The 26,101-nt window shown below is 65.6% G+C and carries 24 protein-coding genes; 10 read left to right on the forward strand and 14 right to left on the reverse strand.

What is annotated here, in order from left to right:
- Position 1 precedes the first annotated feature (1 nt).
- Positions 2 to 1,558: a glucan biosynthesis protein gene (locus ACPFMJ_RS19105; protein ID WP_424361475.1), complete on the reverse strand. Its 1,557-nt coding sequence runs from the start codon at positions 1,556 to 1,558 to the stop codon at positions 2 to 4.
- Positions 1,559 to 2,246: 688 nt separating this feature from the next.
- Here ACPFMJ_RS19105 and ACPFMJ_RS19110 point away from each other — a divergent pair.
- The 3 genes from ACPFMJ_RS19110 to ACPFMJ_RS19120 all read left to right on the forward strand — a co-directional run bounded on the left by ACPFMJ_RS19110 (position 2,247) and on the right by ACPFMJ_RS19120 (position 4,382).
- Positions 2,247 to 3,392, forward strand: a complete 1,146-nt coding sequence (locus ACPFMJ_RS19110; protein ID WP_424361476.1) for a type III PLP-dependent enzyme — start codon at positions 2,247 to 2,249, stop codon at positions 3,390 to 3,392.
- 175 nt (positions 3,393 to 3,567) lie between these two features.
- Positions 3,568 to 4,158 carry a GNAT family N-acetyltransferase gene (locus ACPFMJ_RS19115; protein ID WP_424361477.1) on the forward strand — a complete coding sequence of 197 codons (591 nt, stop codon included), beginning with the start codon at positions 3,568 to 3,570 and terminating at the stop codon, positions 4,156 to 4,158.
- Positions 4,159 to 4,196: 38 nt separating this feature from the next.
- Positions 4,197 to 4,382 carry a DUF2256 domain-containing protein gene (locus ACPFMJ_RS19120; protein WP_424361478.1) on the forward strand — a complete coding sequence of 62 codons (186 nt, stop codon included), beginning with the start codon at positions 4,197 to 4,199 and terminating at the stop codon, positions 4,380 to 4,382.
- Here ACPFMJ_RS19120 and ACPFMJ_RS19125 read toward each other — a convergent pair.
- From ACPFMJ_RS19125 to ACPFMJ_RS19140, 4 genes are all read right to left on the reverse strand, one after another.
- Positions 4,361 to 4,966 (reverse strand): phosphatase PAP2 family protein, encoded by a 606-nt coding sequence (locus ACPFMJ_RS19125; protein ID WP_424361479.1) that lies wholly within the window; start codon positions 4,964 to 4,966, stop codon positions 4,361 to 4,363. The two genes, ACPFMJ_RS19120 and ACPFMJ_RS19125, sit on opposite strands and share 22 nt — an antisense overlap.
- Before the next feature lie 539 nt (positions 4,967 to 5,505).
- Positions 5,506 to 7,320, reverse strand: coding sequence for an aminopeptidase P family protein (locus ACPFMJ_RS19130; RefSeq protein WP_424361480.1), 1,815 nt, complete (start codon positions 7,318 to 7,320; stop codon positions 5,506 to 5,508).
- Between the two features lie 55 nt (positions 7,321 to 7,375).
- Positions 7,376 to 7,867, reverse strand: a complete 492-nt coding sequence (locus ACPFMJ_RS19135; RefSeq protein WP_424361481.1) for an N-acetyltransferase family protein — start codon at positions 7,865 to 7,867, stop codon at positions 7,376 to 7,378.
- Positions 7,864 to 8,766, reverse strand: a complete 903-nt coding sequence (locus ACPFMJ_RS19140) for a 50S ribosomal protein L11 methyltransferase (RefSeq protein WP_424361482.1) — start codon at positions 8,764 to 8,766, stop codon at positions 7,864 to 7,866. Before ACPFMJ_RS19140 ends, ACPFMJ_RS19135 begins: the two co-directional genes overlap by 4 nt.
- 100 nt (positions 8,767 to 8,866) lie before the next feature.
- On the opposite strand from ACPFMJ_RS19140, the gene ACPFMJ_RS19145 reads away from it, so the two are divergent.
- From ACPFMJ_RS19145 to ACPFMJ_RS19155, 3 genes are all read left to right on the forward strand, one after another.
- Positions 8,867 to 9,853: a hypothetical protein gene (locus ACPFMJ_RS19145; RefSeq protein ID WP_424361483.1), complete on the forward strand. Its 987-nt coding sequence runs from the start codon at positions 8,867 to 8,869 to the stop codon at positions 9,851 to 9,853.
- Positions 9,854 to 9,890: 37 nt separating this feature from the next.
- Positions 9,891 to 10,691, forward strand: a complete 801-nt coding sequence (locus ACPFMJ_RS19150; protein WP_424361484.1) for a hypothetical protein — start codon at positions 9,891 to 9,893, stop codon at positions 10,689 to 10,691.
- A 145-nt stretch (positions 10,692 to 10,836) separates the two neighbouring features.
- Positions 10,837 to 12,726, forward strand: a complete 1,890-nt coding sequence (locus ACPFMJ_RS19155) for a putative bifunctional diguanylate cyclase/phosphodiesterase (protein ID WP_424361485.1) — start codon at positions 10,837 to 10,839, stop codon at positions 12,724 to 12,726.
- A gap of 4 nt (positions 12,727 to 12,730) precedes the next feature.
- Here the strand turns inward: ACPFMJ_RS19155 and ACPFMJ_RS19160 are convergent, their stop codons facing one another.
- Entirely contained in the window at positions 12,731 to 14,962 is a 2,232-nt protein-coding gene (locus tag ACPFMJ_RS19160; RefSeq protein WP_424361486.1) for a hypothetical protein, read from the reverse strand.
- Between the two features lie 272 nt (positions 14,963 to 15,234).
- On the opposite strand from ACPFMJ_RS19160, the gene hpnH reads away from it, so the two are divergent.
- The gene (hpnH, locus tag ACPFMJ_RS19165) at positions 15,235 to 16,386 is read left to right on the forward strand and encodes an adenosyl-hopene transferase HpnH (protein WP_424361487.1); all 1,152 of its coding nucleotides are present in this window, start codon (positions 15,235 to 15,237) and stop codon (positions 16,384 to 16,386) included.
- On the opposite strand, the gene ACPFMJ_RS19170 is transcribed toward hpnH, so the two are convergent.
- From ACPFMJ_RS19170 to ACPFMJ_RS19180, 3 genes are all read right to left on the reverse strand, one after another.
- Positions 16,327 to 17,061 (reverse strand): phosphorylase, encoded by a 735-nt coding sequence (locus tag ACPFMJ_RS19170; RefSeq protein ID WP_424361488.1) that lies wholly within the window; start codon positions 17,059 to 17,061, stop codon positions 16,327 to 16,329. The two genes, hpnH and ACPFMJ_RS19170, sit on opposite strands and share 60 nt — an antisense overlap.
- Before the next feature lie 140 nt (positions 17,062 to 17,201).
- The gene (gene shc / locus ACPFMJ_RS19175; RefSeq protein ID WP_424361489.1) at positions 17,202 to 19,172 is read right to left on the reverse strand and encodes a squalene--hopene cyclase; all 1,971 of its coding nucleotides are present in this window, start codon (positions 19,170 to 19,172) and stop codon (positions 17,202 to 17,204) included.
- Positions 19,173 to 19,193: 21 nt separating this feature from the next.
- Positions 19,194 to 19,484, reverse strand: coding sequence for a helix-turn-helix domain-containing protein (locus ACPFMJ_RS19180; RefSeq protein ID WP_424361490.1), 291 nt, complete (start codon positions 19,482 to 19,484; stop codon positions 19,194 to 19,196).
- A 161-nt stretch (positions 19,485 to 19,645) separates the two neighbouring features.
- Between ACPFMJ_RS19180 and ACPFMJ_RS19185 the strand changes: the two genes are divergently transcribed.
- The 3 genes from ACPFMJ_RS19185 (at position 19,646) to ACPFMJ_RS19195 (ending at position 21,575) form a co-directional block, all read left to right on the forward strand.
- Entirely contained in the window at positions 19,646 to 20,017 is a 372-nt protein-coding gene (locus tag ACPFMJ_RS19185) for a Rieske (2Fe-2S) protein (protein WP_424361491.1), read from the forward strand.
- A 9-nt stretch (positions 20,018 to 20,026) separates the two neighbouring features.
- A complete protein-coding gene (locus ACPFMJ_RS19190) occupies positions 20,027 to 20,779 on the forward strand; it encodes a hypothetical protein (protein WP_424361492.1) in 753 nt (250 codons plus the stop codon).
- Positions 20,780 to 20,954: 175 nt separating this feature from the next.
- The gene (locus tag ACPFMJ_RS19195) at positions 20,955 to 21,575 is read left to right on the forward strand and encodes a hypothetical protein (protein WP_424361493.1); all 621 of its coding nucleotides are present in this window, start codon (positions 20,955 to 20,957) and stop codon (positions 21,573 to 21,575) included.
- 86 nt (positions 21,576 to 21,661) lie between these two features.
- On the opposite strand, the gene hpnE is transcribed toward ACPFMJ_RS19195, so the two are convergent.
- The 5 genes from hpnE to ACPFMJ_RS19220 are packed head-to-tail and all read right to left on the reverse strand — an operon-like array spanning position 21,662 to position 26,073.
- A complete protein-coding gene (hpnE, locus tag ACPFMJ_RS19200) occupies positions 21,662 to 22,909 on the reverse strand; it encodes a hydroxysqualene dehydroxylase HpnE (RefSeq protein ID WP_424361494.1) in 1,248 nt (415 codons plus the stop codon).
- Positions 22,906 to 23,772, reverse strand: coding sequence for a presqualene diphosphate synthase HpnD (gene hpnD / locus ACPFMJ_RS19205; RefSeq protein WP_424361495.1), 867 nt, complete (start codon positions 23,770 to 23,772; stop codon positions 22,906 to 22,908). Before hpnD ends, hpnE begins: the two co-directional genes overlap by 4 nt.
- A complete protein-coding gene (gene hpnC / locus ACPFMJ_RS19210; protein WP_424361496.1) occupies positions 23,769 to 24,647 on the reverse strand; it encodes a squalene synthase HpnC in 879 nt (292 codons plus the stop codon). The genes hpnD and hpnC overlap by 4 nt, the downstream gene beginning before the upstream one ends.
- Positions 24,648 to 24,660: 13 nt before the next feature.
- The gene (locus ACPFMJ_RS19215; protein ID WP_424361497.1) at positions 24,661 to 25,818 is read right to left on the reverse strand and encodes a glycosyltransferase; all 1,158 of its coding nucleotides are present in this window, start codon (positions 25,816 to 25,818) and stop codon (positions 24,661 to 24,663) included.
- 45 nt (positions 25,819 to 25,863) lie between these two features.
- Positions 25,864 to 26,073: a ChaB family protein gene (locus tag ACPFMJ_RS19220; RefSeq protein ID WP_424361498.1), complete on the reverse strand. Its 210-nt coding sequence runs from the start codon at positions 26,071 to 26,073 to the stop codon at positions 25,864 to 25,866.
- Between the last annotated feature and the right edge of the window lie 28 nt (positions 26,074 to 26,101).

Below are 26,101 nucleotides of genomic sequence, written 5' to 3' on the forward strand. Positions count from 1 at the left end.
TTTAAGTCCCGGACGGCGCCGACCAGGGCATGGTCCAGGTTTCCGTCAGCGTGCGCCCATGAGCGCGCAGGAAGAGGCGCAGATCCGCCGTCTCGCCCGGCGGGAGCGAAACGTCGAACAGCACCCGCAACCCGTTGATGTGCTGGTTGGGCGTGACGATGGTTCTGATCACCTTGCCCTTCGACGTGGTGCCGATGGCTTCCACCTGACCCACGTCGGCAACGTGATAACCCAGATCGCCCCCCGCAAAGTCGATCAGGAAGCGCCGCGAGCCGGCGTTTTCGGGCTCAGAGGAGCCGAGCGCGCGCGCCGGCGCCTCGAATGTGTGCACGACGCGGCCGTTAGGCGCGAGGCGCGGCATGTCGAGGCCGGAGGTGATGCGATAGGCGAAGGAGAAAGGCTTGCCCGCTTCAGGCGGCGTCGCCGGCGTCCAGCTCGCCACGATATTGTCGTTCGTCTCGTCGGGGGTCGGCAGTTCGATCAGCTCGACATGACCCTCGCCCCAGTCTCCCATGGGTTCGACGTAGTAGCTGGGCCGGTTCTGATAGGCGAGGTCGAGATCCTGATAGGACTCGAAAGTGCGGTCGCGCTGCAAGAGGCCAAAACCGCGCGGGCTCTTGTCGAAGAACGCCGTCATCCGCTCGCGAACCGGATTGCCGAGCGGGCGCCAGAGCCACTCATCCGCGCCGTTGCGGATGATCAGCCCGTCGGAATCATGCAGTTCGCTGCGGAAGCCGTCGCGCACGCGGCGATCGTTTTCGCCCGTGAGATACATGGACGTGAGCGGCGCGATGCCGAACTTCACGCCGTTGCGGCGCGGGAAGATCGTCCCCTGCACGTCCATCGTGCTTTCCTGGCCGACCGTCAGATCGAAGCGATAGGCGCCCGTCGCGGCCTCGCTGTCGAGCAGCGCGTAGATCGTGATGTGGTTGCTGCCGGCCGTCGGCGTCTCGATCCAGAACTCGCGGAAGACGGGGAACGTCTCCTTGCTCGTGCCCGCCTCGACGGCGAGGCCGCGCGCGGACAGCCCATATTGCTGGCCGCGGCCGAGGAAACGGAAATAGCTCGCGCCGACGAAGGAAACCGCCTCGTCCTGCACATGCGGACCGTTGACCGGGAAATTCAGGTGGAAACCGGCGAAGCCCGTATTGATCGACGGCGGCTTGTCGATCTTGAGCTTCCCGTAGTTGAACATCGCGGTCGAGTAGGGAATCGGCGCGGCGATGCCGTCGCGGATCGTATTCACCGTCACGGCGCGGCGATACAGGAAGCCGAGATGGTAGGCCTGGATCTCGAAGGTGCCTGGGATCTCGTGGAAAATGGCGCGCTCGGGCTTGAACACGACATCGCGCCAGGTGTCGAAATCCAGCGCGTCGAACGGGTCGGGGAGACGCGGAACCACGTCTTCGTATGGCGCAGCCAACAGGGCGCGCGCACGGGTCAGGACGTCGTCGAACCCGAATTTCGGGGATTGATTCTGGGCGCGCGCAGGGACAGCAAGCTGAACGCCGGTCGCGGCGAGGGCGCCAATCATCTGGCGCCGAGTGAGTTCGCTCATGCTCAAGGTACCGGAAAAAGCGCCGTCTTCGCCCCTCAGGGGCTGGGCGCGAAGGCGGTTAATTAGCGAGATCGCTACAATTTCGCAACCTTGACCCTTGCTGCGCTGCGGCGACAGGCTGCGGCGCCTTTGCGTCATGCCTCAAAAAAATGCCAAGTCGGTCAAAAATAGCTTGTCATCGGTCAAAATCGGCGTATCTACGATTTTGCCCAAATCGCACGTGCCTGTGGTCGTGTGTCGGTCGGCGGGGATCCGGACAAGAGGCCGGTTAACCGTCGGAGTAAAAACCGGCAGCCGGAGGCGAACCGGCGAACTCCGCCCTCAGCGGAGGATCGCGACTTAAAGCAACGACGGACCGGGCTTTTTTGGTCTCTGTCGGCTCCTCCAAAGGCCGACGCACCGAAGAGGCTTGTCTTTCTTGCCGGGCGTGCGGACGGGGTCTCCCCTTCCAATCGATGGCTGTTCGGAACCGAAGCGGCATGCGCTTGCGCATGTTTTTCGTCGTCTGGCCAGCTAACGGCGCATCACCGGATCGCCAGCGCATGACGCGCGAAACGATCCTGGATTGCTGGCGCATACAACCTTCGTCGCGTCTTCCACCGCGCGCGAGGGAACGGCGTCGTGCATCCGCCGAAGCAAACAGGTTCCTGGCGCGGCTCGACCCGCGCCCTTCGAAGGGGATGCCGCAATGACCGACCGTATCCACGAATTCCTCGCCGAGCGCCGCCGCGCGGGCCGCGACAACGGTCCCTGCCTCGTCGTCGATCTCGACGTCGTGCGCGAGAACTATCTCGGCTTCGCCAAGGCGCTGCCCGACACGCGCGTTTTCTACGCCGTGAAGGCGAATCCTGCGCCGGAAGTGCTCTCGCTGCTGGCTTCGCTCGGCTCCTGCTTTGACACGGCCTCCGTGCCGGAGATCGAGCAGACGCTCGCCGCCGGCGCGACGCCCGAGCGCATCTCCTTCGGCAACACGATCAAGAAGGAGCGCGATATTGCGCGCGCTTATCAGCTCGGCATCCGCCTCTTCGCAGTGGACTGCGTCGAGGAAGTCGAGAAGATCGCGCGCGTCGCGCCGGGTTCCAAGGTGTTCTGCCGAATCCTCTGCGACGGCTCCGGCGCCGAATGGCCGCTGTCGCGCAAGTTCGGCTGCGTCCCGGAGATGGCGACGACCGTTCTGGAGCATGCGCATCGTCTTGGCCTGCAGGCTTACGGCGTGTCCTTCCATGTCGGCTCGCAGCAGACCGACCCGCGCAAGTGGGACGGCGCGCTGAAGTCGGCGGCGGACATCTTCCGTGAACTCGCCGAGCGCGGCATCCATCTTCAGATGGTCAATCTGGGCGGCGGTTTCCCGACGAAATATCTGAAGAACGTGCCGGCCGTGAAGCGCTATGGCGACGCGATCTTCCGCGCGCTGTCGAAGCATTTCGGCAACCGCATCCCGGAGACGATCATCGAGCCGGGTCGCGGCATGGTCGGCAACGCCGGCGTCATCGAGGCGGAAGTCGTGCTGATCTCGAAGAAGTCGGCGGCGGAGGGCGAACTGCGCTGGGTCTATCTGGACATCGGCAAGTTCAACGGCCTCGCCGAGACGATCGACGAGATGATCCGCTATCCGATCCGCACGGAGGCGGACGGCGCGCCGGTCTCGCCCTGCGTCATCGCCGGCCCCAGCTGCGATTCGGTGGACGTTCTCTACGAGAAGAAGCCGTATGATCTGCCGGTCTCCCTCGAAATCGGCACGAAAGTGCTGATCGAGGGCACGGGCGCCTACACGACCACCTATTCGGCGGTCGGCTTCAACGGCTTCCCGCCGCTCGAGACCTTCATCATCTGAACCCGCCGCCTTCTCCACTCACGGGAGTAGGCGTGACGGATAAAGGCCGCGCTCGCCAGAGCCTCTCCCGCAAGCGGGAGAGGACGAGAACCCAATCCGTGTAACCAGTCCCGTACGGCGGGCGCATGACCTGCGCCAGGCGCGAGGGTCGCTTGTCCTCTCGAAGGAGGAACAGATGACCTTTGATCTTCACCGCACCTTCCTCGCGCCCGTCGCTCCCGCGCCGTCGACGCGCCCGGCTCTTGCGATTCTCGACGAGACGCCGGCCGACTTCCCGGCGCGCGAGGCGCTGCTCGACGCAGCCTTCGGCCCAGGGCGTTTCCTGAAGACCTGCGAGCGGCTGCGCGAAGGGCGCAAGCCCGCGTCTGGACTGGCGCTGGTCGCCAAGGATGACGAAGGCGAACTGATCGCGACGATCCGCCTCTGGCCGATCTTCGCCGGCGGGCGCCGTCCCGCGCTGCTCCTCGGCCCGCTGGCGGTCGCCGAACATGCGCGTTCGCTCGGCCTCGGAGCGCAAATGATACGCGCGTCTCTCGCCCGCGCGCGGGCGCTCGGCCATCGCGCCGTGCTGCTCGTCGGCGATGAGCCCTATTATCGCCGCTTCGGCTTCGCGCAGCGCTTCACGGAGAAGCTGATCCTGCCGGGGCCCGTGGAGCGCGCGCGCTTTCTTGGTCTGGAGCTCGCGGCAGGCGCGCTCGAAGGCGCCAAGGGGCGCGTGAGCGCTGCGCCGCCGATCCCGTCGGTCACGCTGCCGCGCGCCGCCTGATCTCTTGCGCGCAAGAACCCGCGCGCCATCTTTGGCTGATGTCTCGACACGGCCAAGCGCGCGGGAAAGCGAATCTGCCCGAAAAAATCTGCCTCGCCTGTGGCCGCCCTTTCGCCTGGCGCAAGAAGTGGCGCGCGTGCTGGGAGGAGGTGAAGACCTGTTCCGAGCGCTGCAGGGGCGACTTGCGCCGCGAGCGCCGCGCTCAGAAAAATGAGAGCGCGTAGCTCGACAGCGGGAAGGCGAGGGCGGTTGCGAGCGCAATGCCGGCGATGACGTCGGTCGGATAATGATGCGCCGTCGCGATGCGCGACCATCCCATCGACAACACGATGAGGACCGCCGAGACCGTCATGGCCGGCCAGGCGAGCACGATCGGCGCGAGCACGCCGGTGATCGTCATGGCGTGGCCGCTGGGGAAGCTATGCTCGTCCAGCGTCTTCAAGAGTGACGGCAACCGGGCGTCGACATGGTAGGGGCGCCTGCGCCGAAAGCGCCGCTTGATGATCGGGTAGAGCAGATGCAGCAGCGCCGCGTTGAGGCCCGCGAGCAGGACGACATGCCAGCCGTTCCATCCCAGGCCCCAGAAGACGAGCGGCAGCAGAAGAAGGTAAATCCAGCCATTGCCGAGCCTGCTCACGCCGATCGCGAGATAGCGGATGGCGGTCGGCTGCGCGGAGCGGGAGAAGAAATGCACCACCGCGAGATCCGCGGCGAGAAAGCGCTGAAACCAGAGGGCCGCGAGGCCGTTTTGCGGATTGGAAGACGCGTCGCGCGTCAGCTTGGCCGCGATGTCCGTCGTAAACGCCATGTCGCATTGATAGGCCCGTTTGGCTGCGTTTTCGCGACGCTGCGACTGCGTTTCCGTGACGGTTGGATAGAGCTTGCATGACGGAGAGACGACGTTTCGATGACGGCGGCCTAGAGGCAGTTCTTGGGCATCTGCTTGGCGCTGCTCTTCTCGACCTGGCCCTTTTTATCGGCGGAATAGGTGACGATGTCGTCGACGCGCCGTTTGCACTACTCGCCAGTGGACGCAATCGCTGTTTGTGGGGAACACAATCGTCGCATCCTTCATTGCGAGGAGCGTAGCGTCGAAGCAATCCACCTACCCGACGCGGCGACGGATTACTTCCCTTCGCTCGAAATGACGGCTGTTTCACCCTCCCCTTGAGGGGGAGGGTCGGTGCGGCGCCGGGGTGGGGTGGAGCCGCAATGACGCGGCTGGTCATTCGACGAATTTCTTCTTTTCCGGCGCTCGCGCGCCGCATCACCCCACCCCGAAGCGCTTTGCGCTTCGACCCTCCCCCTCCGAGGGGAGGGTGGATGCGCGCGTCGCCGCCGAGAAGATCAGATCGCCTGCGTCGCCTCTCTCAGCCACTTGCGCGTCTTCGCATCGACCAGCGGCGAGAGCGTCTTGCGCACCTGCGCGTGATAGGCGTTCAGCCAGGCGATCTCTTCCGCGCTCATCAGCTTCGGCTCGACGCAGTTCAGATCGAAAGGCGCGAGCGTGATCGTCTCGAAGCCATACATCTCCCGCTCGGCGCCGACGATCTCGCGCTTTTCGACGATCACCAAATTTTCGAGGCGGATGCCATATTCGCCAGCGCGGTAATAGCCGGGTTCGTTGGAGAGGATCATGCCGGGAACGAGGGGCGTGGCGCCGAGCTTGGAGATGCGCTGCGGCCCCTCATGCACGGAAAGATAGGAGCCGACGCCATGGCCGACGCCATGATCGAAGTCGAGCCCCGCCTCCCATAGATAACGCCGCGCGAAGGCGTCGAGCTGCGTGCCGGACGCGCCCTTTGGAAACACGGCCCGGGCGATGGCGATATGGCCCTTGAGCACGCGCGTGAAATGGTCCTTCAACTGCTTCGACGCGCGCCCCACCACGACCGTGCGCGTCACGTCCGTCGTGCCGTCGAGATATTGCGCGCCGCTGTCGACGAGATAGACGCCCTTGCCGATTCTCAGATTGCTCTTCTCCGTCACGCGATAATGCGGGATCGCCGCATGTTCGCCGAAGGCGGAAATGGTCGGAAAGGAAATATCGCGCAGATCGCCATTTTCGCGGCGGAAGGTCTCCAGCGCCTCCGCCGCCATGATTTCCGTCAGCGCGCCTTTCGGCGCGGCTTCCGCGAACCAGGCGAGAAAACGCGTCAGCGCCGCGCCGTCGCGAATATGCGCTTCGCGCGCGCCGGCCAGCTCCGCCTTGTTCTTGATCGCCTTGGGCAGCGCCGCCGGGTCTTCCGTCACGCGCGGCTTGCCGCCAGCGCTACGCAGCGCCTCGACGAGCTTTACGGGCGCCGTCGCCGCGTCGAACATCACCGTCTCGCCACGTTTGCCGGCGTGCGTCAGGTCGTCGATCAGCGCGGCGGGCGACCGCAACATCAAGAATTTTTCGAGCGCCGCGCGCGTCTTCGTGTCGAGCTTGGCGTCGTCGATATAGAGAACCGGCGCGCCTTCCTTCGGAAGCCAGGCGAAGGCAAGCGCGATCGGCGTATGGGCGACGTCCGCGCCGCGAATGTTGAACGCCCAGCAGATGGCGTGCGGGTCGGACATCAGCGCGGCGTCGGCGCCTTTCAGCGCCTCGCGCAGCTTCTTGATCTTCGCGGCGGCCGTCTCACCCGCATATTTGGCCGGATGGATGACGACATGCCCGGCAGGCTCGGGCGGGCGTTCGGCCCAGAGCGCGTCGATCGGATTCGTTTCGAGCGGGACAAGCTCGATCTTGCGCGCCTCGCAGGCCTTGGCGAAGCGCTCGATCTGCCCGCTGGTGTGCACCCATGGGTCATAACCGATCCGCGCGCCTTCTCTCGCATGTTCAGCGAGCCAGGCGGACGGCGCCGTCTCGGAGATGTCGATGGGCTTGAAGATCCTGCCGTCGATCTCATGGCGCACCTGAATGACGTAGCGCCCGTCGACGAAGATCGCCGCTTCTTCAAGGAGCACGATGGCGAAGCCGGCAGAGCCGGTAAAGCCCGTCAGCCAGGCGAGACGTTCGGCGCTCTTGGGCACATATTCGTTCTGATGCGCGTCCGCGCGCGGCACTAGGAAGCCGTCGAGGTTCTGGCGCGCGAGTTCGTCGCGCAGCGCGGAGACCCGCGCGGCGCTGTTGTGGGACGATGAGGCGTCGGCGAAGGATTGGAATTTTGCTTCGAACATGAAGCAAAGCTAGTCCCGGCGATGGCGAGGGGCAATGCCTTCTCGCAAGCGCCGGTCACGTCAGCGGGCGCGCCATCAGGGCTTCGTCGAGATAGGCGCCGTCTTCGAGCTTCACGGCGCGTCGCTCGACGCCGTAGGTCTCGAAGCCCCAACGTTGGTAGAACCGCTTGGCGCGGGCGTTCTGGTCGATGACGGTCAGCGTGACGATCTCGGCCTTCTCGCGCGCCTGCGCCAGCAGCGCCGCCATCAGCTCGTCGGCGACCCCGGAGCTGCGATGGGCCGCGCGCAGATACATGCCCCAGAGCAGCGCCTTGTGTCGCACTTTGGCGCCCTCGAAGACGGTCAATCCCGCGGCTCCCGCGAGTTCCTGCCCAATAAAGACGCCGAGCACGACATCCCGCTCCAGCCGGGCGGCCCATTCAGCCGGGCGGATCGCGGCCTCGTCCTCGGGCGCATAGCGGAAAGCGTGCGGCTCCAGGCGAAAAGCTTCGATCCTCAGTCGCTGCAACGCCTCGGCGTCTGACGGACCCAGGCGGCGAAGCGTCAACGCGCCCCGCCGCGCCGCAGGACCAGCGTCGCCCAGCCGTCGATGTCTCCACGCTCGGCGAGCGCAAAGCCCTGCGCGGCATAGGCGGAAAGGACGCCGGCGACGTCCTTCGCCAGCAGGCCCGACAGAACCAGCTCGGCGTGCGGCGCTGCGGCGCGGGCGATGCTGGGCGCCAGAAGCCTCAGGGGCTTGGCGAGAATATTCGCGAAGATCAGATCGTATTTGCCGGCCATCGCATCATGGCGCAGTCCGACCGCGACCACGGGACGGACATAAGGACCGGCGCCGTTCTGGACGGCGTTGACGCGGGCGGTCTCGACCGCGACCGGGTCGATATCGCCGCAAGCAACGGACTGGCGCAGGAGCTTGGCGGCGGCGATGGCGAGGACGCCCGTTCCGGTGCCCACGTCCAGGACGCGGGCCGGGCGGCGGCGCTTCGAGATGCGGTCGAGCGCCTTGAGGCAGCCCAGCGTCGTGCCGTGATGGCCGGTGCCGAAGGCGAGCGCGGCTTCAATCTCGACGCCGATGTCGTTGGGCTTCAGGCGCCCGCGGTCATGCGAGCCATGGACGACGACGCGGCCTGCGCGGACGGGCTCGAGCCCGGCGAGCGATTTTTGGACCCAGTCTTCCTTGGCGATCTCGGCGAATTCCGCACGGGCGGCCGTCTCGGCGTCGCTGACCGCCTCGATCAAAGCGCGGATCTCCTCCTCGTCGGGGGCGTCCGCGAAATAGACCTCGACCGTCCAGACCGGGCCGTCGTCGACCTCGAAGGCGGCGGCGGCGGTCTCGGTGGGGTCGAATGTCTCGACGATGATGTCGGCGACGGCGCGGGCGCGCTGTTCGTCGGTGGAGAGACGCAGCGCATGGCTTGCGCCGTTGGGGGGGAGGCCTTCGAGCATGGGCCGCGATTAGCACGACGGGCGCGGTCGGTCGACTGGCGCCTGCCTTCCCCGCGCCGCTTACGCCCTGTATGGTCCCCGCCATCGCAGGGAATCGGGAATGACCGAGAAAGTCGCCATCTGTCTCATCGGACCGAAGAAGGGGGGCAAGTCCTCGCTGCTCGCCTCGCTCGCCGATTGCGTGGCGCAGAGCGCGTTCGGCTATTCACCGCGCCTGCGTCCGGCGCTCCAGCCGATCTCACCCGCGGAATTCAACGCCGAGCCCGACCAGCGCCGCGCCGATCTGCTGACGATCGAGCAGGGCGATTACGAGCGGTTGAAGCAGGATTTCGCCAATGGCGGCGTCGCGACCGACACGCTCAACACCTACGAATATTACTTCCGCCTGTCCGTGAATGGCGAGGCGCCGCCGGAGATCGTCACGCGCGGGCCCTGGCTGCTCGAGATCATCGACTCGGCGGGCGAGATCGCCGTGCCGCCGGACGGCGCCGAGGTGGCGATCCTGAACGACGTCAAGGCCAAGCTTGCCAGGCAGGTGCTCGATTCGGAGGCGCTCGTCATGGTGCTGCCGCTCGTGCGTCTCGACGATTCCGCCTGGACCGGCACGCTGGCGCGCCTGATCGACCGGCTTGCTTTGGCGCGGGAGAAGAAGCTGAAGCGCGTCGTCGTCGTCTTCTCGCAATATGAGCGGCTCTTCACGCGTCTCGGCCCTAGCGCCTTCACCTATGCGTGCGATCCGGCTGTGGCGCTGCATGTGCTGCGCAAGTCGGTGCGGGCGGCGCAATGGCTCGACCGCCTGCGCGCATTGGAGCCTGGCGGCGTCTCGGTCCGTTATACGGTTTCCTCGGCTTACGGCTTTGTGAAGCGCTTCCAGAATCCCAATATGGACCCGCATCAGCCCGGCGAGCGGCGCTTCCGGCGCGCGGGGCTCGAAGGCGCGCGCGCCTATAGCGAATATTGGCGCCCGTTCCTGACCGCCGAACCCATCCTTTACGCGGCTCTCGGGCTCGACAGCCCTTTCACCTTTTCACATGCGCAACTCGACGCCAGAGCTGAAGAAATTTCTCCAGCCTCAATTCTTGCTTAATGGAATCCTCTTATTTCTAGTTAAACGCGTATTATCAGTGAGGGTCCCGCTTATGGCGATGGGCGCGCCGGCAGGCGAAGAGTCGTGCATCATCTCCTTTCACCGCCTCCATTACGGCAAGCTCGGCGAGGGCGAGGAGCGCCGCGTCCCACCTTCCGCGGGCTATGCCGTCACCCGGCGTTCCCGGGGCCTCGGGCGGGAATGGGACCCTTATCTTTCTCCCTTGCGGCTCATGGGGCTGCGCCGCTTCGAGCCAGACGCGATCGACATCGACGCGCGAACAACGGGTTGCCTGGTCGCGCGCAGCGTTGGCGACTCCATCGTCCTGATGCGGGCGCGCTTTCGGCCCGAGGATGGCGAACGCGGCTTCGGGCGGCTTCATCAGCAGGCGGCGATCTGGGTCGGCGCTTTGGAATTTTTCCAGCGCCATCCGGCCGCGAGCCTCTCGGTCGCCGCGCAGGAACTTCGGGCGCTGCCCGATCTGGCCGTCGAATCCGAAGCGGCGCGTCTCAACGATCCGCCGCTGAGCTGGCGCATTGCGCGTCTCGACGCCGAGGGCGTGCGTCATGTGGTCGAGCGCTCCGACTGGGCCATTCCCATGCTCGAGCTTCTGCTGGAGGGAGCCGAGACGGGGGCGGACGCGGTGCGCGACTTCGGCGCCCATGATTTCGCCAGCGAAGCGGAGTTCCTCGCCGCCGTCGGCCTCACGCTGCAGATGCTTCCCAGGGCTTTCCCCCGCTGGCGGGACATCAGCGTCGTCTCTGGCCTTGCGCATCCGCTGCCGGGACTTTGCCTGCGCTACGTGCCGTCCTGGCGGCATGCGCGAGCGGCGGCTTGAGCATTGTTGCGGATATTCATAGTTGCAACACAAGTATTGCGCCTGCATGACGTGTCGTAAAAACTTGGGCGAATAATTGATTTAGCTTTTGGTCCTATGGTCCTCGCCCAGTTGGGCCTGGGCTGTTGTGATGAAGCCGATTGTCATGCGTGCCGGCGACGACGCTGTCGTTGCCGCGCAATTCAAAACGATGGCCCGGAATATTCCCGGCCTTTATCTCATCGTTGCGCTCTTCGTCGGCTTCCTGGTCTATTTCCTCAGGGATCTGGCGTCGCCCGCGTTCTTCGCGGCCTGGGCCGGCGTGCTGATCGTCGGGTCGGGCGTGCGTGCGCGCCATTGGCTGAGTTTGCGCAAGCGATGGAAGCGGCTGACGACGGAGGACATGCGGCGCGAGCTCGACGGCACGTCGCGGGTCAGCGTCCTCACCTGCGTCTGGCTCTGCGCGATCGCCGTCGTGGTCGCGCGCGCGCCGAGCGCGCCACAGCAGGCCATGGCGATGATGCTCATCTGGAGCGCCGCCGTCGGCACGTCGTTTCATCTCGCCGTCCTGCCGCGATCGGCGCGGCTGGTGCTGTTGATCGCCACGCTGGCCGCAGCCACGGTCTTTCTCGTTTCCGGCGAGAGCGCGCTCGAATTGTCCTTGCCCGCGCTTCTCGCGCTCGCCGGAGGCGTCCTGCATTTGCTCGGGCGGACCTATGACGCCTTTTCGGCGCTGGTGCGCTCCAATGTCGAGAACGCTGCGCTTCGGCAGGAAGCTGTCGAGCTGGCCTCAACCGATGCGCTGACGGGCCTTCCGAACCGCCGTCTTTTCGACCGCCGTCTGGTCGAATGGTCGGCGTTGGACACCCCCTTCGCCGTGGCGATGATCGACCTCGATGGATTCAAGCCCGTCAACGACCTGCATGGCCACATTGTCGGAGATCTCTTCCTCGTCGAGGCCGCGAAGCGGCTCGCCGCCAGCGTCGGGCAGGTAGGGTTGCTTGCGCGCATGGGCGGGGACGAATTCGCGCTTCTGGTTCCAGCCTTCGAGTCCGAGGCGGATGTCGTCGCGGCCGCTCGCAGGCTCGTAGGATCGGTCGCGGAGCCCTTCGCCCATGGGGGCGTCACCGCCCATATGTCCTGCTCTTGCGGCGTCGCGCTTCGCCACCACAGCGAGGACGCGCATCGACTGCTCGAGCGCGCCGACATGGCGCTTTACGAGGCGAAGGCGAAAGCGCGCGGGAGCGTCGTCGTCTTTTCCGAAGCGTTGGAGCGCAGCGCCCTGCGGCGCATGATCGTCGCGCAGGATTTGCGCGGGGCGATCGAGAGCGAGGCGTTCAGCGTTCACTTCCAGCCCATCGTCGATCTCGCGTCGGGCAAACTCGCGGGCTTCGAAGCGCTCGCCCGGTGGCGTCATCCGGAACTCGGAGTCGTGCCGCCGGACCAGTTCATCCCGGCCGCGGAAAAGAGCGGCCTGATCGCGCCGCTGTCCATGCTGCTTTTGCGCCTCGCCGCGGATGCGGCGCGCAAATGGCCGAGCGACATGATTTTGTCCTTCAACCTGTCCGCTGCGCAGATGGATCAGCAGGGAACCGCCCTCGCGATCCTCTCCACGATTGCGGAATGCGGTCTGCCGCCGTCGCGGCTGGAGATCGAGCTGACGGAAACGGCGGTGCTCGCCGATCTGCAAATGGCGACACGCACCATCGGGAGTCTCGCCGCGGCCGGCATCCGGATCTCCCTCGACGATTTCGGCGCCGGTTACTCGTCGTTCGGCCAGCTCTGCGATCTCTCGATTGACAAGGTCAAGATCGACAAGAGCTTCGTGGATCGCATTGTCGCGGAGCCGCGCGCCGCGAGCATTGTGGGCGCCATCATCCGCATGTGCGACGGACTCGGCATGCAATGCGTGGCGGAGGGCATCGAAACAAAGGAGCAGCTGGAGGCGCTGAGGGCGCTCGGCTGCCACAAGGGGCAGGGCTACCTCCTGTCGCCTCCGCTTCCCGAGAGCGAATTGACGGGCTTGATCTGGCCTGCTCAGAAGCAGTCCGCGTGAGGATTCAGGCGAAGTCAGCCAGAGCGCGTTTTGTCTGTCTGGTTTCGTCCGACGCCGCCCCGTCCTGCGAGAGATAACGCTCCAACGCCGTGGGACGCCGGCGACGCGTGCTCGCCAGCACTGTGTCGCTGTAATAGGCGCGGGGACCGCCGCCCGCCGCCGAGCCTTCGAGCGCATAGCGCGCGGCGCGCAAGGCGCGCGGCTTCATGGCCGCAAAGAGGCGCGATTCGACCTGCGAGATGGTGACGTTGTCGATCACATAGGCGCCCTTGCGGTCGACATGGGCGATTTCGTCGCGCACGAGGCGGTTCAGGATGGCGACGAGATTGTCGCGCACATTCTGCGCCAGGAGTTGCAGGGCGGGGTCTTGCGGGTCGATCTCGCTCATGTCGCCATGCGTGGGCTTCGCGACGCGCAGCATCGCCTTCATGGCTCGAATTTCGACGGGCTCGTCCTCGTCGTCGGTCAGATCCATCGGCGTCATGAACTGTCGGCGCTCCCGCGCCTCGAGACCCCGTTTGAAGATCTCCGACAGGAACTTCATGATGAAGAGGAAAGCGTCCTGCGCCATGGCGACGCCGATCGCCATGGTCGAGTCGGGCGTAAAGCTCCAGAAGGCTTCGCGCGCGAGTTCGAACTTGTTGCGCTCGGTGGAGTGCGCCCGCATGTAAGCGTCGCTCCTCTTCAGCAAGTCGCGGACATTGTCCTCGGTGAGGCCCACGGCCTTGCCCGCGACGACGCAGGCGTCGACGAGGCCCTTCGCCGCATTGAAGCCATTTGCGGCGGCTGTCCTGTCCGAGGCGGGCGCGTTGCGGATCTTGAGGACGATGGCGTTCAACTCGTCCCGCAGGCCGGTCTCCAGCCCGCATTTCTGGTCGAAGGCGCCGCGCGCCGCGCGCACCTCGTCGCGCGCGGAAAGGAGATCACGCGCCTCGCCCTGCGGTTCGCAGGAGAAATCGCGGGCGACGGAGCCGGGCAGGGCATTGGATTGGCGCGCGGCGGTCAAAATGGGTTCGCAGAGCGGCTTCGCCTCGCGGATTTTCGCCCATGTGGGTTCGACGCGCAGCTGGTCGCGCAGGGCCGTGAGGTCGCGCAGCGTGGCGTCGAGATCGAGCGCGGCCTCGGCTTTCGGCAGCGGCCTCCCGGCGGCGGTCGTCGCCAACTCGGCTTTTTGCTTCAGCGCCATGGATTGGGCAGCGAGGGCGTCGCGCCTTTTCAGCGCGCCGGCGCGTTCGCTCATCGGGCCGGCCTGCGTCTGGCGGATCGCCGCCGCGCGCCGATTCGCTTCCTCGGCCTTGATGCGATGGCCGCGGCAATTGGGTCCGCACGCGGCCCCCTTGTTGTCTAACCCGTGTTCGGCGTCGACGGCGAGTTGCTCCTCGCTTCGCGCCGTGGCCGTCAATGCGGCGATCTCGTCCTGCTTGGCCTTGATGATGGCGTCGAAATCCGCGACCTTGCGGTCGATTGCGGCGATTTCGGCCTGCGCTTCCTCAAATTGGCGTCCCGCCGCGCGGGCGCTTTCCAATTCGCTTGCGGCCTGCTGCGCCGCCTTGGCGAGCACCGCCTGCTGCGCCTCCTGGCTCTTGCGAATCGCCTCGCGCAAAGCGGGGCCGGCGGTGCGGGCGGCGTCGATCAGCCCGTCCAGCGATTCGAGATAGGCCTTGAAGGAGGGGTTGGCGACGATCCTGGCGGAGGCCGCCTCATAGGCCGCATTGATCTCTTTCGTCGCGGGCAGCACGACGTCCGCCGCAAGCTCCATGGGCTGCAGCTCGGCGACGATCTTGCGCGACGAGAGCTTGAAGATGTTGTTGTAGTAATAGGTGAAAGAGAAAAAGGCAGAGATCGAGAACACGAACAGGAAGACGACGGCCGTGACGATGGTCTTCATCACCATGCGCTCACGCGCCATGCGCCGCCGCGCGATGAGCGCTGCGAGGTCGGCGCCCAGCGACCAGGAGGTCGAGGCCAGCATGACGAGCACAGCGGTCGTGGCCACGAGCGTGCCGGCGATGCCGACGAGGTCGCCCTGCTCCTTCTGCATGATGTCGATCATGCCGGAGGAGGTCGTGTAGAAGACCCAGGCGAGGACGGGCAGCGTCACCGCCATGCCGATGCGGCCGAGGTCGATCTCCCCGGCCCAGAAGCGTTTCAGCGGCGCGAAGAGCGCTCGTGCGGAGACGAGACGGTGGGGCGCCGGATGCTCCGAGGGGCGCGCAGGCGGCGTCGCGACAGTCATCTGGAAATCGCTCCTTATTGTCTGGCCCCCGCCGACCGCTCGACGCTTGATGCCAGCGAAATGAGACCTATTTTCGCCATTTCGCAAGCAGCTTGCGGGAGCTGGCCCCCCACTGGCTCCACCGCCCCTTCGAAGCCCTTGGCTGGCTGGGTTTTCCTCGCGCGCCGTTTCGTGTTAGACGGCCATTTCGGCGCGACGCTCGCGGCAGGACGCGCGCCGGCGCCTCTGTCACGCGGCCCCTTGAAGGTCGCGCATCATAGCAGGAACACGCCGTGTCCATACCTTTTCGTTACGTCGCGAAGATCGGAACTTATCTCGTCAAGCAGCATCTTCTGGGTCGCAAGCGCTACCCCCTCGTTCTGATGCTCGAGCCGCTCTTCCGCTGTAATCTCGCCTGTGCCGGCTGCGGAAAGATCGACTACCCCGACCATATTCTGAACAAGCGCCTGTCCGTCGAGGAATGCCTCGCCTCGGTCGACGAATGCGGCGCGCCGGTCGTCGTCATCGCCGGCGGCGAGCCCTTGCTGCACAAGGATCTGCCGCAAATCGTGGAGGGCATCACGAAGCGCGGCAAATTCGCGATCGTCTGCACCAACGCGCTGCTGCTCGCCAAGAAGATCGACCAGTACAAGCCCAATCCCTATTTCACCTGGTCGATCCATCTCGACGGCGACAAGGAGATGCACGACAAGGCGGTGAGCCAGGAGGGCGTCTACGAGCGCGCGGTCGAGGCGATCAAGCTCGCCAAGTCCAAGGGCTTTCGCGTCACCACGAACAGCACCTTCTTCTCGGACGCCGATCCGGCGCGGGTCGCCAGATTCCTCGACGACACGACCGCGCTTGGCGTCGACGGCATGACGGTGTCGCCGGGCTACGCCTATGAGCGCGCCCCGGATCAGACCCACTTCCTGAACCGCCAGAAGACCAAGGAGCTGTTCCGCGCGATTTTGAGCCGCGGCCGCGGCGGGCGGGCCTGGGCCTTCCAGCAGTCGGGCCTGTTCATGAATTTCCTTGCGGGCAACGAAACCTATCACTGCACGCCCTGGGGCAATCCGCTGCGCACCGTCTTCGGCTGGCAGCGTCCGTGCTATCTGCTGGGCGAAGGCTATGTGCCGACCTTCAAGCAATTGATGGAAGAGACCAATTGGGACGCCTATGGCGTCGGCAATTACGAGAAGTGCGCGGACTGCATGGTGCATTGCGGCTTCGAGCCGACCGCTGTCGCCGACACCGTGAGGCGCCCCTGGAAGGCCGCCTGGGTCGCCCTCTTCGGCGTGCGCACGGAAGGCCCGATGGCGCCCGACATCTCGCTCGAGAACCAGCGCCCGGCCGAATATGTCTATGACGAGAATATCGCCAAGCTGTCAGAGATCCGCGAGCACGAGGCGAAGCAGCGGGCCGAGCAGCGGTCCACAGCGGCCTAGGGACTGGAAGGCCGCGCGGGAATCGAGACCCGCGAGGATCAATCCGCCGATTTGATGTGGCGCGCGAATCAGTTCGCGCGCCACAATTTTTCCATCGACGTCGCCCTCCGGCGTCAGCGCCTTGGCGGCGAGCGGCGGCAAAGCGCGGGCGGCCGGGTCGCTGATGGCGCGCAGTACGGCGAAGGGGATCCGGCGCTCGCGCGCGAAGTCGGCGGCGAGGTGCGATTCCATGTCGACGGCGTGCGCCCGCGCCGATTCACGCAGAAAGGTCTTGGCCGTACGGTTCATCGCCGGCGCGTCCACGCCCACAATGGCGCCGGGAATCGCCTTGCAACCCTTGGCTGCGACCCCTTCGGAAATCGCCTCCGAGAGGCGGCCGTGGGTCTCATGGCGCGCATGGCCGGCCACGACCGTGTCGGCCACGACGATGTCGCCGGGGCGCAGGGCGTAATCCAGCGCGCCCGCCAGCCCGAAGCTGATCACGGCCGAAAAGCGGCGCTCCTGAAAACTGTCGAGCTGTTGGCGCAACCGCGCGACGCTGGCGCCGCTGCAAATCGGCACGACGCCCTCGCCCGTGACGCAGCCGGCCTCGCGCTTCATACCGGTGATGACGAGGACGGGGCCAGGGGCCGTGATCCGCGCCGCATCCCGGCGGCGGGTTTGAACGAGCGTCATGGGCCCTCCCTGTTCGTGACCGTCGCCATAACTCCGATGTTTCGGAGGGCGAAGTCAACGGTGAACAGGGAGGCGAGCGCTTGTTCCGCTGCGCCGGGCGCGCGGGCCGCCCCTCGCCGCCTTGCGGGAGAGGCAGGCCGTCAGAGGCCGACCGTCACAAGCTTGCTGTTGGTCTGCATCAGGTTGCGGTAGCGCGCCAGCGCCCAGAGCGGGAAGAAGCGGCGATAACCGTGGTAGCGCAGATAGAAGACGCGCGGGAAGCCGGTCGCGGTGAAGCGCGGCTCGTCCCAAAGGCCGTGATCGGCCTGCGTCGCCTGAAGATAGGCGACGCCGCGCGCGACAGCCGGATTATCGACTTCGCCCGCCGCCATGAGTCCGAGCAGCGCCCAGGCGGTCTGCGAGGAGGTCGAAGGCGCGGGCTCGTAGCCCTTGTAATCCATCTTGTAGCTGGAGAGGTCTTCGCCCCAGCCGCCATCCGGGTTCTGGATCGAGACGAGCCAGTTCACGGCGCGGCGATAGGATTCGTGGCTGTGGGGCAGGCCGGCGGCGTTGAGCGCGCAAAGCGCCGACCAGGCGCCGTAAATATAATTCGCGCCCCAGCGGCCGAACCACGAGCCGTCCTTCTCCTGATCCTTGATGATGTAATCGACGCCGCGCTTCAGGCAGTCGCTCGTCTCCACCGTGTCGCCGAGTTGCGCCAGCATCGATACGCAGCGCGCGGAGACGTCCACGGTCGGCGGGTCGAGCAGGGCGCCGTGATCGGCGAAGGGGATGTGGTTGAGATAGTGATAGGTGTTGTCGGCGTCGAAGGCGCCCCAGCCGCCATTCTTCGACTGCATGCCGATGATCCACTCCTTCGCCCGCGCGATGCGCTCGGCGTAGGGCTTCTTCTCTTCGGCGCTGGTGAGGCGATCCATGGCGGTCGCGACGACCGCCGTGTCGTCCACGTCCGGGTAATAGGCGTTGGCGTATTGGAAGGCCCAGCCGCCCGGACGCACATCCGGCCGCTGCGCCGCCCAGTCGCCCTTCACGTCGAGCACCTGCAAGGGCGCCAGCCAGTCGCAGGCGGCGCGGGCACGCTCGCGCGCGTCTTCGTCGCCCGTTTCCAGCAGAGCGTGCGCGACGAGCGAAGTGTCCCAAACCGGCGAGACGCAGGGCTGGCAATAGGCCTCGGTCTCGTTGACGACGAGAAGACGCTCGATCGATTCGCGCGCGTCCTTCACGCGCTGGTCGGTCTCCGGGATGCCGAGCACATCATACATCAGCAGGCTGTTGACCATGGCCGGGAAGATGGCGCCGAGGCCATCGACGCCGTTGAGGCGCTCCGTCGTCCAGCGCTCCGCAAGCTGAACGCTGTATTCGCGCGAACGCTTCGGCATATGCGGCTCGATCAGGCGCAGCAGCTTGTCGATCTCGCCGAAGATATGCGCCCAGGGCCAGGTCTGGTGCTCGCCCTTCGGCCACACCTTCACTTCTTCCGGCGGCGTCGTGAAGAGTTCCTGAATGCGCACGCCCTTGGGATTCTTGGCCTGCGGCTTGTAGGTCATCAGCACAAGCAGCGGCACGAGCACCGTGCGGCCCCAATAGGAGATCTTGTCGAGATGGAAGGGGAACCATCTCGGCAGCAGCATGATCTCGACCGGCATGACCGGCACGCCGCGCCACGGGATTTCGCCATAGAGCGCGAGCAGCGAGCGCGTAAAAACGTTGGAGGTCGCTGCGCCGCCATGGGCGTGGATCGCCTCGCGCGCGCGCTTCATGTGGGGCGCATCGATATCGTCGCCGATCATCTTGAGCGCGAAGTAAGCCTTCACGCTCGCCGAGATGTTGAAGGCGCCGTCCTGGAAGAGCGGCCAGCCGCCATGCTCGCCTTGCGACCGGCGCAGATAGACGGCGATCTTGCGCTCGAGTTCGGCGTCGACCGGCTCGGCGCGGAAATGGCGCATCAGCACATATTCGGCCGGGATTGTCGTGTCGGCTTCGAGCTCGAAGCACCAATGGCCGTCCGCCTTGCCGTCCGCCAGCAGCGCGCGCTTGGCGCTCTGGATGCTGGCCTCCAGCGCTTCCGGGACGATGGGGGCGAAATTCTCAATGCGCGCGACTGCGGTCATAAGAGATTCCTTGTTTTCCAATCAAGCGATGCGGAGCGTCGCGGCTTCGTCCGGGCGATGCGGTTTCACGACGATCTCCACATCCTGTCCGAGCGCGACGAGGAAACGCAGGAGCCGCTCCACCGAAAACTGCCTGAAGTCGCCATGCAGCATCTTCGAGACGTCGGGTTGCTTTACGCCAAAAAGTTGCGCGGCCTCGACCTGCTTCAGGCCGCGCTCCTTCAACAGCGCGTCGATTTTCTGAACGAGCTGCGCCTTGAGGAGGCAGTCCTCGGCGCTTGGCGCTCGCGGGGATGAAAGCTCTGCGCTCATCGCCTTTTCGGGTTTTTTCCGACTCGGAGGCCGAACGGCGTTTCGGATATAGTGATTTAACCATATGGTCAAGCCCGCCTCTGGCGCATCGCTTGCTACCCGAACTCCAACCCGCCTCTTTCGACCCGAGGCGCTCGACATTGTTCGAAAGGGGCAGCCGGATGGACGAGCTTTTTGTGATTTGTCGGACAGTCGAGATCGACGACGCGCAGGCGCACGGCTTCGTCCTGATGAAGGCGGAGGAGAGCGGCGAAGCGACGCCCTGGCCCATCATCATCACGCGCAAGGGCAATAATTTCTTCGGTTTCGAGAACGCTTGCCCGCATGAGGGGCTGCGGCTCGACAAGGATCCCGGCGTCTTCATGGACGAGGAGGGCAATTTCCTCGAATGCGGCCGGCATCGCGCGCAGTTCGACATCGATACGGGCGAATGTTTCATCGGCCCCTGCCAGGGCGCGCATCTCACGCCGATCAAGCTCGTCATCGACGACGGCGACGTCTGCGTCACCGGCGTGATGCTTGCGGACGAGTAGGAGGCCTTCATGACGGATATGGCCGAGCTGCAACGGCGCAAGAAACTCATCAACGAGGCGATCGTCTTCGTCGATCCCGACGCCTTTATCGCCAGCTATGTCGGCTGGCTCGAAATCACGACCTTCATCACGGCGGTGCGTTCAGGCGACGTCCAAGCCCCGGCCGACGGCGTGACGCCGCAATTGGCCGCACAGCAGATGAAGGGCGGCGTCGCCGCCAAATATGGCGCCGACGCCGTCTTCGCCTTCTGCATGACGGCGGCGCTGAAGGGCGACAAGGTGGCGGTGGAGAAAGTCGAGAAGGGGCTGACGGAAAAACTTGGGCCGGATTTTCCGGGCTCAGTGGCCTTCTGGCCGTTCCACTCGGCGAACGATTCGCCGCTCAGCCTTGAAGATCACGTCGGCGCCGCCGCCTATAAGATGCTCGCTGGCGACATTGCGCCGCCGCCCATGCGCGCGCGGGAGAATTGGAATGCGGGACTGCGCTTCTTCGAGAAAGCGCGGCAATCCAATTTCGCGCAGGAGATCATCTTTCCGCTCGCGGTGTGGACGCGCGCGAAATGGAGCGAGACACTGGAGAAGGGCGTCGCTTTTCTGGCGCATATCGAGGATAGCGTGCCCGAACTGAAGCAATGTCTCGCGGAAACGCGCAACGATCAGGCTTTTGTCGCGAACGTGCTGCTGAAGATGGCGCCTGCGCTCGAGCAGGATTTGAGCGACGACATGGCAGGATTCTTGCGTTCGCTTTCGCGCAGAGCATAGCGCGCGCGAGTGAGTCGCGTTGCTGCTCAGCTTCGCTTTTCGCCTCCGCGCAAAGCATCCTTCCTATTGTCAAGCCTATGTAAAAGAAGGAGAAACGCCTTTCTTCCGCCGCTTTGAAAGGAAGTTTTAACCATCTGCCCGCGATGGTTTTGCGAGCGATCTTGGAGAAGTGAGCATGACTGTCAAAACGGATATCGAACTCGCGCTGGCCGATCTCGAGGCCGGCAAATTTTCCTTCCGCATGGTCGAGACGATCAAAAACCATGTCGCAACGCTCGAACGCGACTTCGCGACTGCGACGAGCGTGCAGGAAAGCGCCGCCAACATGCTCCGCCAGCAGGAATATACGATTGCGCGTCTCGAAGGCGAATTGCGCAAAGTGAATGCGCGGGTGCATGCGCTGGTGAAGGCGAATGCGCTGACGGAGACGGCGATGCGCGAAGGGAAACGCTGTGCGCTGCTGCTGCGCGACTTTCTCGTCGCTGCCAGTCGCTACGCGGTCGCGCTGATCAAGAAGGCGTTCGCCTGGCTCTCGTCCATCGATTACAAGGCCGAGTTCGAGAAGGCGAAATCCTATCCATTGGCGCAGACCGCTCAGGCGCGCCTTGCGAATCTCGATCTGCAAGCGGAATGGAAGAAGTTCACGTCGCATCCGGTGACGGAAAAGGCGCTGCGCGAGCTTCAGGCCGCTCTCGGCAAGGCGCAGGAATATCTGCCGGTCGCACAGAAGCAGGCGGCGGCGCTCATCGAGAAGGCGACGGCGTTGATCGCCGATCTGACCAAGAAGGCTGCGTAAGTCTCAAAGAGCCGGCAGGCTGCAAAGCCGCTGCCGGCTCTCTCACGTCACACCGCTTGCGCCAGCTCGACGGTGACGCCTTCGGGTCAAATGGGACGCGTCGCCAAACTGGCTGCTTTATAGCCAGAGCGGATCGACCCCTCGATCGTCGCCGGCAGTCCCGTCGCGGTCCAGTCGCCCGCGAGGAAAAGATTGCGCCACTGCGTCTGCGCGCTTGGCCGCCGCGCTTCCTGAGCGGGCGTCGCTGCGAAGGTCGCGCGTTTCTCCTTCACGATCTGCCATGGCGGCATGTCGCAAGCGAGGCCCGTCGCGGTCGCGACCTCGGCCCAAATCTTCGCCGCCAGTTCCTCGCGCGGCGCGTCCATGAGTCGATCCGCGCCGGAGATCGTCACGGAGAGACGGTCGTCGAAGGCGAAGAGCCATTCTGAGAGCGAGCCAACCATTCCGAGCAGCAGAGGCTGGCCGGGCGGCGGCGCGATCTTGAAATGCACGTTGAGAATGGCGCGGTGATCGTCGGGCGTCACGAGGCCGGGGATCAGCTCCTGCGCGCTCCAGGCGGGTACGGCGAGGACAATTCGATCTTCCGGGCGGATGGCGAATTCCTCGTCGCCGAAGCGCAGGCCGGAGACGCGCGCGCCGTCGAAGACGACTTCTTTCAGCCGCGCGCCGAAGCGCGGTTCGATCCCCTGAGATTGCAGCTTGCGCAAAGCCGGCTCGATGAAGGCGTGGCCGAGTCCGCCCTTGGCGACGAGCGGTCGGCAGGCGTCGCCGCCCGCGGCGAGCGTTTCGCGCAGCACAGCGCCGGCGAGCGTCGCCGAGGCGATGGCGGGCTCGATATTGAGCGCCGAGAGCATCACCGGGCGCCAGAGCTTGTCCCAAAGCAACCCCTCGCAACGCATCGTCTCGCCGATGGTCGCGCCTTGCCTCGCGAAGAGCAGCTTGCCGGCGTCGAGATAATCGAGCGGCCCCGTGCCGGGAACGCGCCGATCCGCGAAGAAGACCCACCAGGGGAGCTTCGAGGCGTTGGGCCTGAGCTTCCAGCGGCGGCTGGTCTCGTAGTCGAGAAAATCGAATTCGCACTCGTCCGGGCCCACCAGCGCATCGCTCGCGCCGATGCGCGCGCCATAGTCGCGCGCGGCGGTGTTGCCTGAGAGAAGCAGATGGTTGCCATTGTCGATGGTCAGGTCGAGCGTCGCGTCGAAATAGGAGCGGCAGCGCCCGCCCGCCATGCGGGCGGCCTCATAGAGCGCGACGCGCTGGCCTTCGTCCGCGAGCTTCACGGCGCAGGAGAGGCCGGCGAGCCCCGCGCCGACAATGTGAACCGTTCCGCTCACAGGAAGGCGTGCCGCAGCAGGGCGCCGATGAGCTTCATGCGCGACATGCGCACCGGCGCGCGCGGCGGCGCGAAGCCGCGCGTGGTGAGTCCGTCGAGAATGGAGCGATAGCCCGCGGCCATGAGATAGGGCGCCTTCACCGCGTTTTTCGGCAGACCCGACATGACGAGATCGGCCTGTTCGAAATGTTCGCGCGCGCGGCCCATGACCGGCCCGCAGACCTGGTCGAGGGCCGGGTTCGACAGAACCGCGTGCGGCGCATGGTTGAAAACGCCGGCCTCCTCCAGCGCCTCGCGGGGGAGATAGAGACGGCCGCGGGCGGCGTCCTCGTCGAGGTCGCGCAGAATATTGGTCAGCTGAAGCGCGCGGCCGAGATGATAGGCGAGAAGCTTCGGCGCCGTGGGCAGCTCCCTCTCGCCATCCTCGGCAAGGCCGAAGGCGCGCACCGAGAGGCGGCCGACGGCGCTCGCGACGCGGTCGCAATAGAGTTCGAGCTTCTCCCAATCGGGCGCGCAGATGTCTTCCTCGACGTCCATCGCCATGCCGTCGATGATCGCCTCGAAGTCCGCGCGGTCGAGTCGGAAGCGTCGCACGGGCTCTGCGAGGAAGGCGCTACGCGGCCGGATGCGGCCAGCATAGAGTTCATCGAGATCGTAGCGCCACTGGTCGAGCGCTTCGCGCCGCTGCGATCTGTCGCCTTCGTCGTCGGCGATGTCGTCCACGGCGCGGCAGAAGGCGTAGATGGCGTACATCGCGTCGCGGCGCGCAGGCTCCAGAATCCGCATGGCGAGATAGAAGGAGCTTTTGACGGCGACGGTCTGCGTCTTGAGCGGCGCGGAGTCGGTGACGGTTTCCATGGTCATTGCGTTGCGTCCGCGATTTTGCGGCGGGGGCGGGTGAAACGGCGCAGCAGCGCGCCCATCGCGCCCTGCGCGCCCGCGAGGGCGAAGCCGAGCTTGCCGGCGTGAACCTTGTCGCAGAGCGGGTCGGCGACTTTCAGGCGCGCGACGAGCTTCTCGGCGAGCGCCTGAATGGCCCCGACTTCCATCGCGAGCCGCGTATCGTCGATGAGATCCGCGAAGGCGCGGGACTGATCGAGGAGACCCGCGGTCCTTTCGTTGAGGTCGCGGATCGCGGCGAGCAACGGCGCCGGGGCGCGCGCCTCGCCGAGCATCTCCACCGCGCCGCCATGCGCCGCGAGCGACTCGGCGGTGACATAGACGCGGTCGAGATCGCGATAATCCTTCCCGCAATCCTGCAGATGGTTGATCACCTGCAAGGCGGCGCAGAGCGCGTCATTGGCTTCCCATACGCGGGCGGGGTCCTCGCCATGCACGTCGCAGACGAAACGGCCGACCGGCATCGCGGAATAGCGGCAGTAATCGATGAGATCGTCCCAATCGCGATAGCGCAGATAGGTCACGTCGCGCATGAAGGCGGTGATGAGGTCGCGCGCATGTTGCGGATCGAGCTTGCGCGCCTTGCATTCTTCCCGCAGCCGCGCCGCGACGGGCTCGTCGGGGCCGCGCTCCATCAGCGCGTTGTCGAGCCGCTCGAGAAGGTCGAGCTTCTCCTGGGCTTTGAGCGTCGCATGGTCCGAAATGTCGTCCGCAGCGCGCACGAAATCATAGAAGGCCATGATCGGCGCGCGATATTGCGGGGCGATGAGGATCGACGCGACGGGAAAGTTCTCGTCGCGATGCCCCTTGCCCGAACTTGTTTCGGCGATGTCGATCATGAATGCCTCGGTCTCAGGCGGGCGCCTGATAGCGGCCCTTCCACTCGCCGCCGCGGCCGCGCATGTGCCGCCAGGCCGAAACGGCGGTAAACCACGTATAGCATGCCGCGACCCCCGGCAAAGCCAAGGCGCGCAGTGGGGAGATGCCGTAGAAGCGCAAGCTCGGCATATAGGCCTGCGCCATGATCAGCCATGTGACGAGCGCGGTCTCGCGGGCCGGCGATTCGCCGATTACGGCGAGGAAAGGCGGCACGAGGTAGACGACGACCATGCCGGTCACCGCCCAGGCCAGCTTTGCCGGCGAATAATCGAGCTGGGCGTAGGCCGAGCGCGTCACCATGCGCTCGATATCGACGAGACGCGGATAGGGCCGCAGGCTGAAGACGTCGTCGGTGAGGCCGAGCCAGATCGGCCCCTGCTTTTTCATCAGCGCCCCGAGCGCGCAGTCGTCGATCAGCGCGCCGCGAATCGCCGGGAGCCCGCCGGCCTCCGCGAGCGACTCGGGCCGCACCAGCATGACGCCGCCCGCCGCGCCCGCGACATCGCTTTCGGGATTATTCACGGCGCGGAAGGGGTAAAGCTTCTGGAAGAAGAAGATGAAGGCAGGGATGAACCATTTCTCGGCCCGGCTCTCGCAGCGCAGTTTCACCATCAGCGACGACAGGACTGTCCCGCGCGCCGTCGCGCCGGCGACGAGACGGGCGAGCACCGATGGCGCGAAGGCGATGTCGGCGTCGCAGAACAGGACGAAATCCGGCTGCTTCTCCAGCCCGAGCACATGGTTGAAGCCGCGATGCATGGCCGCGATCTTGCCAGTCCAGCCGTCAGCCGGGCCGTCCGAGCGCAGGACCGTCAGCCGCTCGGCGGCGCCGAGTTCGGCGGCTGTGGCGCGGGCGACTTCTCCGGTGCCGTCCGCGCTCTCGTCATCGACCAGCACGACCTCGAATCGGCCCGGGAAATCCTGGGAAAGCAGTGAGGCGACGCTCGTCGCGATGACCTCGGCCTCGTCTCGCGCCGGGACGATGGCGATGACATGCGTCCCTTGCGGAACGGAAGCGCCCGGCGGCGCGAATCTCCGGTCGTGCTCGGTCAGCCGCCAGAAGCCCGAGTTGAAAATCAGCAGGTAAAGCCAGGCGGCCAAGGCTGCGAGGGCGATGAGGAGCGAGACCATCGCGCCCGTTTAGAGCAAGTTCGCCGGGCTGGCCAGAGCGGCGCGTCACTCCCGCCGCCGCCAGCCTTCTTGCGTGCGGACATAGCTGCGCTTCACGGCCGCCCAGGCGATTCGATGCGCGGCCTCCTCCTGCCGGGGGTCGCCCTCATGGTCGAAAAAGGCGTGGTTGAAGGCCGCCCGGTAGATGTCCTGCGCGTGAGGCGGGAGGAGCCGCTGCAGATTTTCGGGAAGATCGGCGTTGGTTTCGTAGGGCATCGACACTCAGGTGGATTGTTTTTGATCC

The sequence above is a fragment of the Methylocystis parvus genome, from assembly GCF_049675845.1.
Classification (GTDB): domain Bacteria; phylum Pseudomonadota; class Alphaproteobacteria; order Rhizobiales; family Beijerinckiaceae; genus Methylocystis; species Methylocystis parvus_A.

Excerpts from the sequence above, each read along its gene's own strand:
- ACPFMJ_RS19140 (WP_424361482.1), bottom strand. The coding sequence starts at position 8,766 with ATGCTCGAAGGCCTCCCCCCCAACGGCGCAAGCCATGCGCTGCGTCTC.
- hpnD (WP_424361495.1), bottom strand. The coding sequence starts at position 23,772 with ATGACCATGGAAACCGTCACCGACTCCGCGCCGCTCAAGACGCAGACC.
- ACPFMJ_RS19125 (WP_424361479.1), bottom strand. The coding sequence starts at position 4,966 with ATGGCGTTTACGACGGACATCGCGGCCAAGCTGACGCGCGACGCGTCT.
- ACPFMJ_RS19105 (WP_424361475.1), bottom strand. The coding sequence starts at position 1,558 with ATGAGCGAACTCACTCGGCGCCAGATGATTGGCGCCCTCGCCGCGACC.
- ACPFMJ_RS19110 (WP_424361476.1), top strand. The coding sequence starts at position 2,247 with ATGACCGACCGTATCCACGAATTCCTCGCCGAGCGCCGCCGCGCGGGC.
- hpnC (WP_424361496.1), bottom strand. The coding sequence starts at position 24,647 with ATGATCGACATCGCCGAAACAAGTTCGGGCAAGGGGCATCGCGACGAG.
- ACPFMJ_RS19115 (WP_424361477.1), top strand. The coding sequence starts at position 3,568 with ATGACCTTTGATCTTCACCGCACCTTCCTCGCGCCCGTCGCTCCCGCG.
- ACPFMJ_RS19170 (WP_424361488.1), bottom strand. The coding sequence starts at position 17,061 with ATGACGCTCGTTCAAACCCGCCGCCGGGATGCGGCGCGGATCACGGCC.
- ACPFMJ_RS19180 (WP_424361490.1), bottom strand. The coding sequence starts at position 19,484 with ATGAGCGCAGAGCTTTCATCCCCGCGAGCGCCAAGCGCCGAGGACTGC.
- ACPFMJ_RS19120 (WP_424361478.1), top strand. The coding sequence starts at position 4,197 with ATGTCTCGACACGGCCAAGCGCGCGGGAAAGCGAATCTGCCCGAAAAA.
- shc (WP_424361489.1), bottom strand. The coding sequence starts at position 19,172 with ATGACCGCAGTCGCGCGCATTGAGAATTTCGCCCCCATCGTCCCGGAA.
- ACPFMJ_RS19190 (WP_424361492.1), top strand. The coding sequence starts at position 20,027 with ATGACGGATATGGCCGAGCTGCAACGGCGCAAGAAACTCATCAACGAG.
- ACPFMJ_RS19185 (WP_424361491.1), top strand. The coding sequence starts at position 19,646 with ATGGACGAGCTTTTTGTGATTTGTCGGACAGTCGAGATCGACGACGCG.
- ACPFMJ_RS19145 (WP_424361483.1), top strand. The coding sequence starts at position 8,867 with ATGACCGAGAAAGTCGCCATCTGTCTCATCGGACCGAAGAAGGGGGGC.
- ACPFMJ_RS19155 (WP_424361485.1), top strand. The coding sequence starts at position 10,837 with ATGCGTGCCGGCGACGACGCTGTCGTTGCCGCGCAATTCAAAACGATG.
- ACPFMJ_RS19195 (WP_424361493.1), top strand. The coding sequence starts at position 20,955 with ATGACTGTCAAAACGGATATCGAACTCGCGCTGGCCGATCTCGAGGCC.
- ACPFMJ_RS19220 (WP_424361498.1), bottom strand. The coding sequence starts at position 26,073 with ATGCCCTACGAAACCAACGCCGATCTTCCCGAAAATCTGCAGCGGCTC.
- ACPFMJ_RS19215 (WP_424361497.1), bottom strand. The coding sequence starts at position 25,818 with ATGGTCTCGCTCCTCATCGCCCTCGCAGCCTTGGCCGCCTGGCTTTAC.
- ACPFMJ_RS19160 (WP_424361486.1), bottom strand. The coding sequence starts at position 14,962 with ATGACTGTCGCGACGCCGCCTGCGCGCCCCTCGGAGCATCCGGCGCCC.
- ACPFMJ_RS19130 (WP_424361480.1), bottom strand. The coding sequence starts at position 7,320 with ATGTTCGAAGCAAAATTCCAATCCTTCGCCGACGCCTCATCGTCCCAC.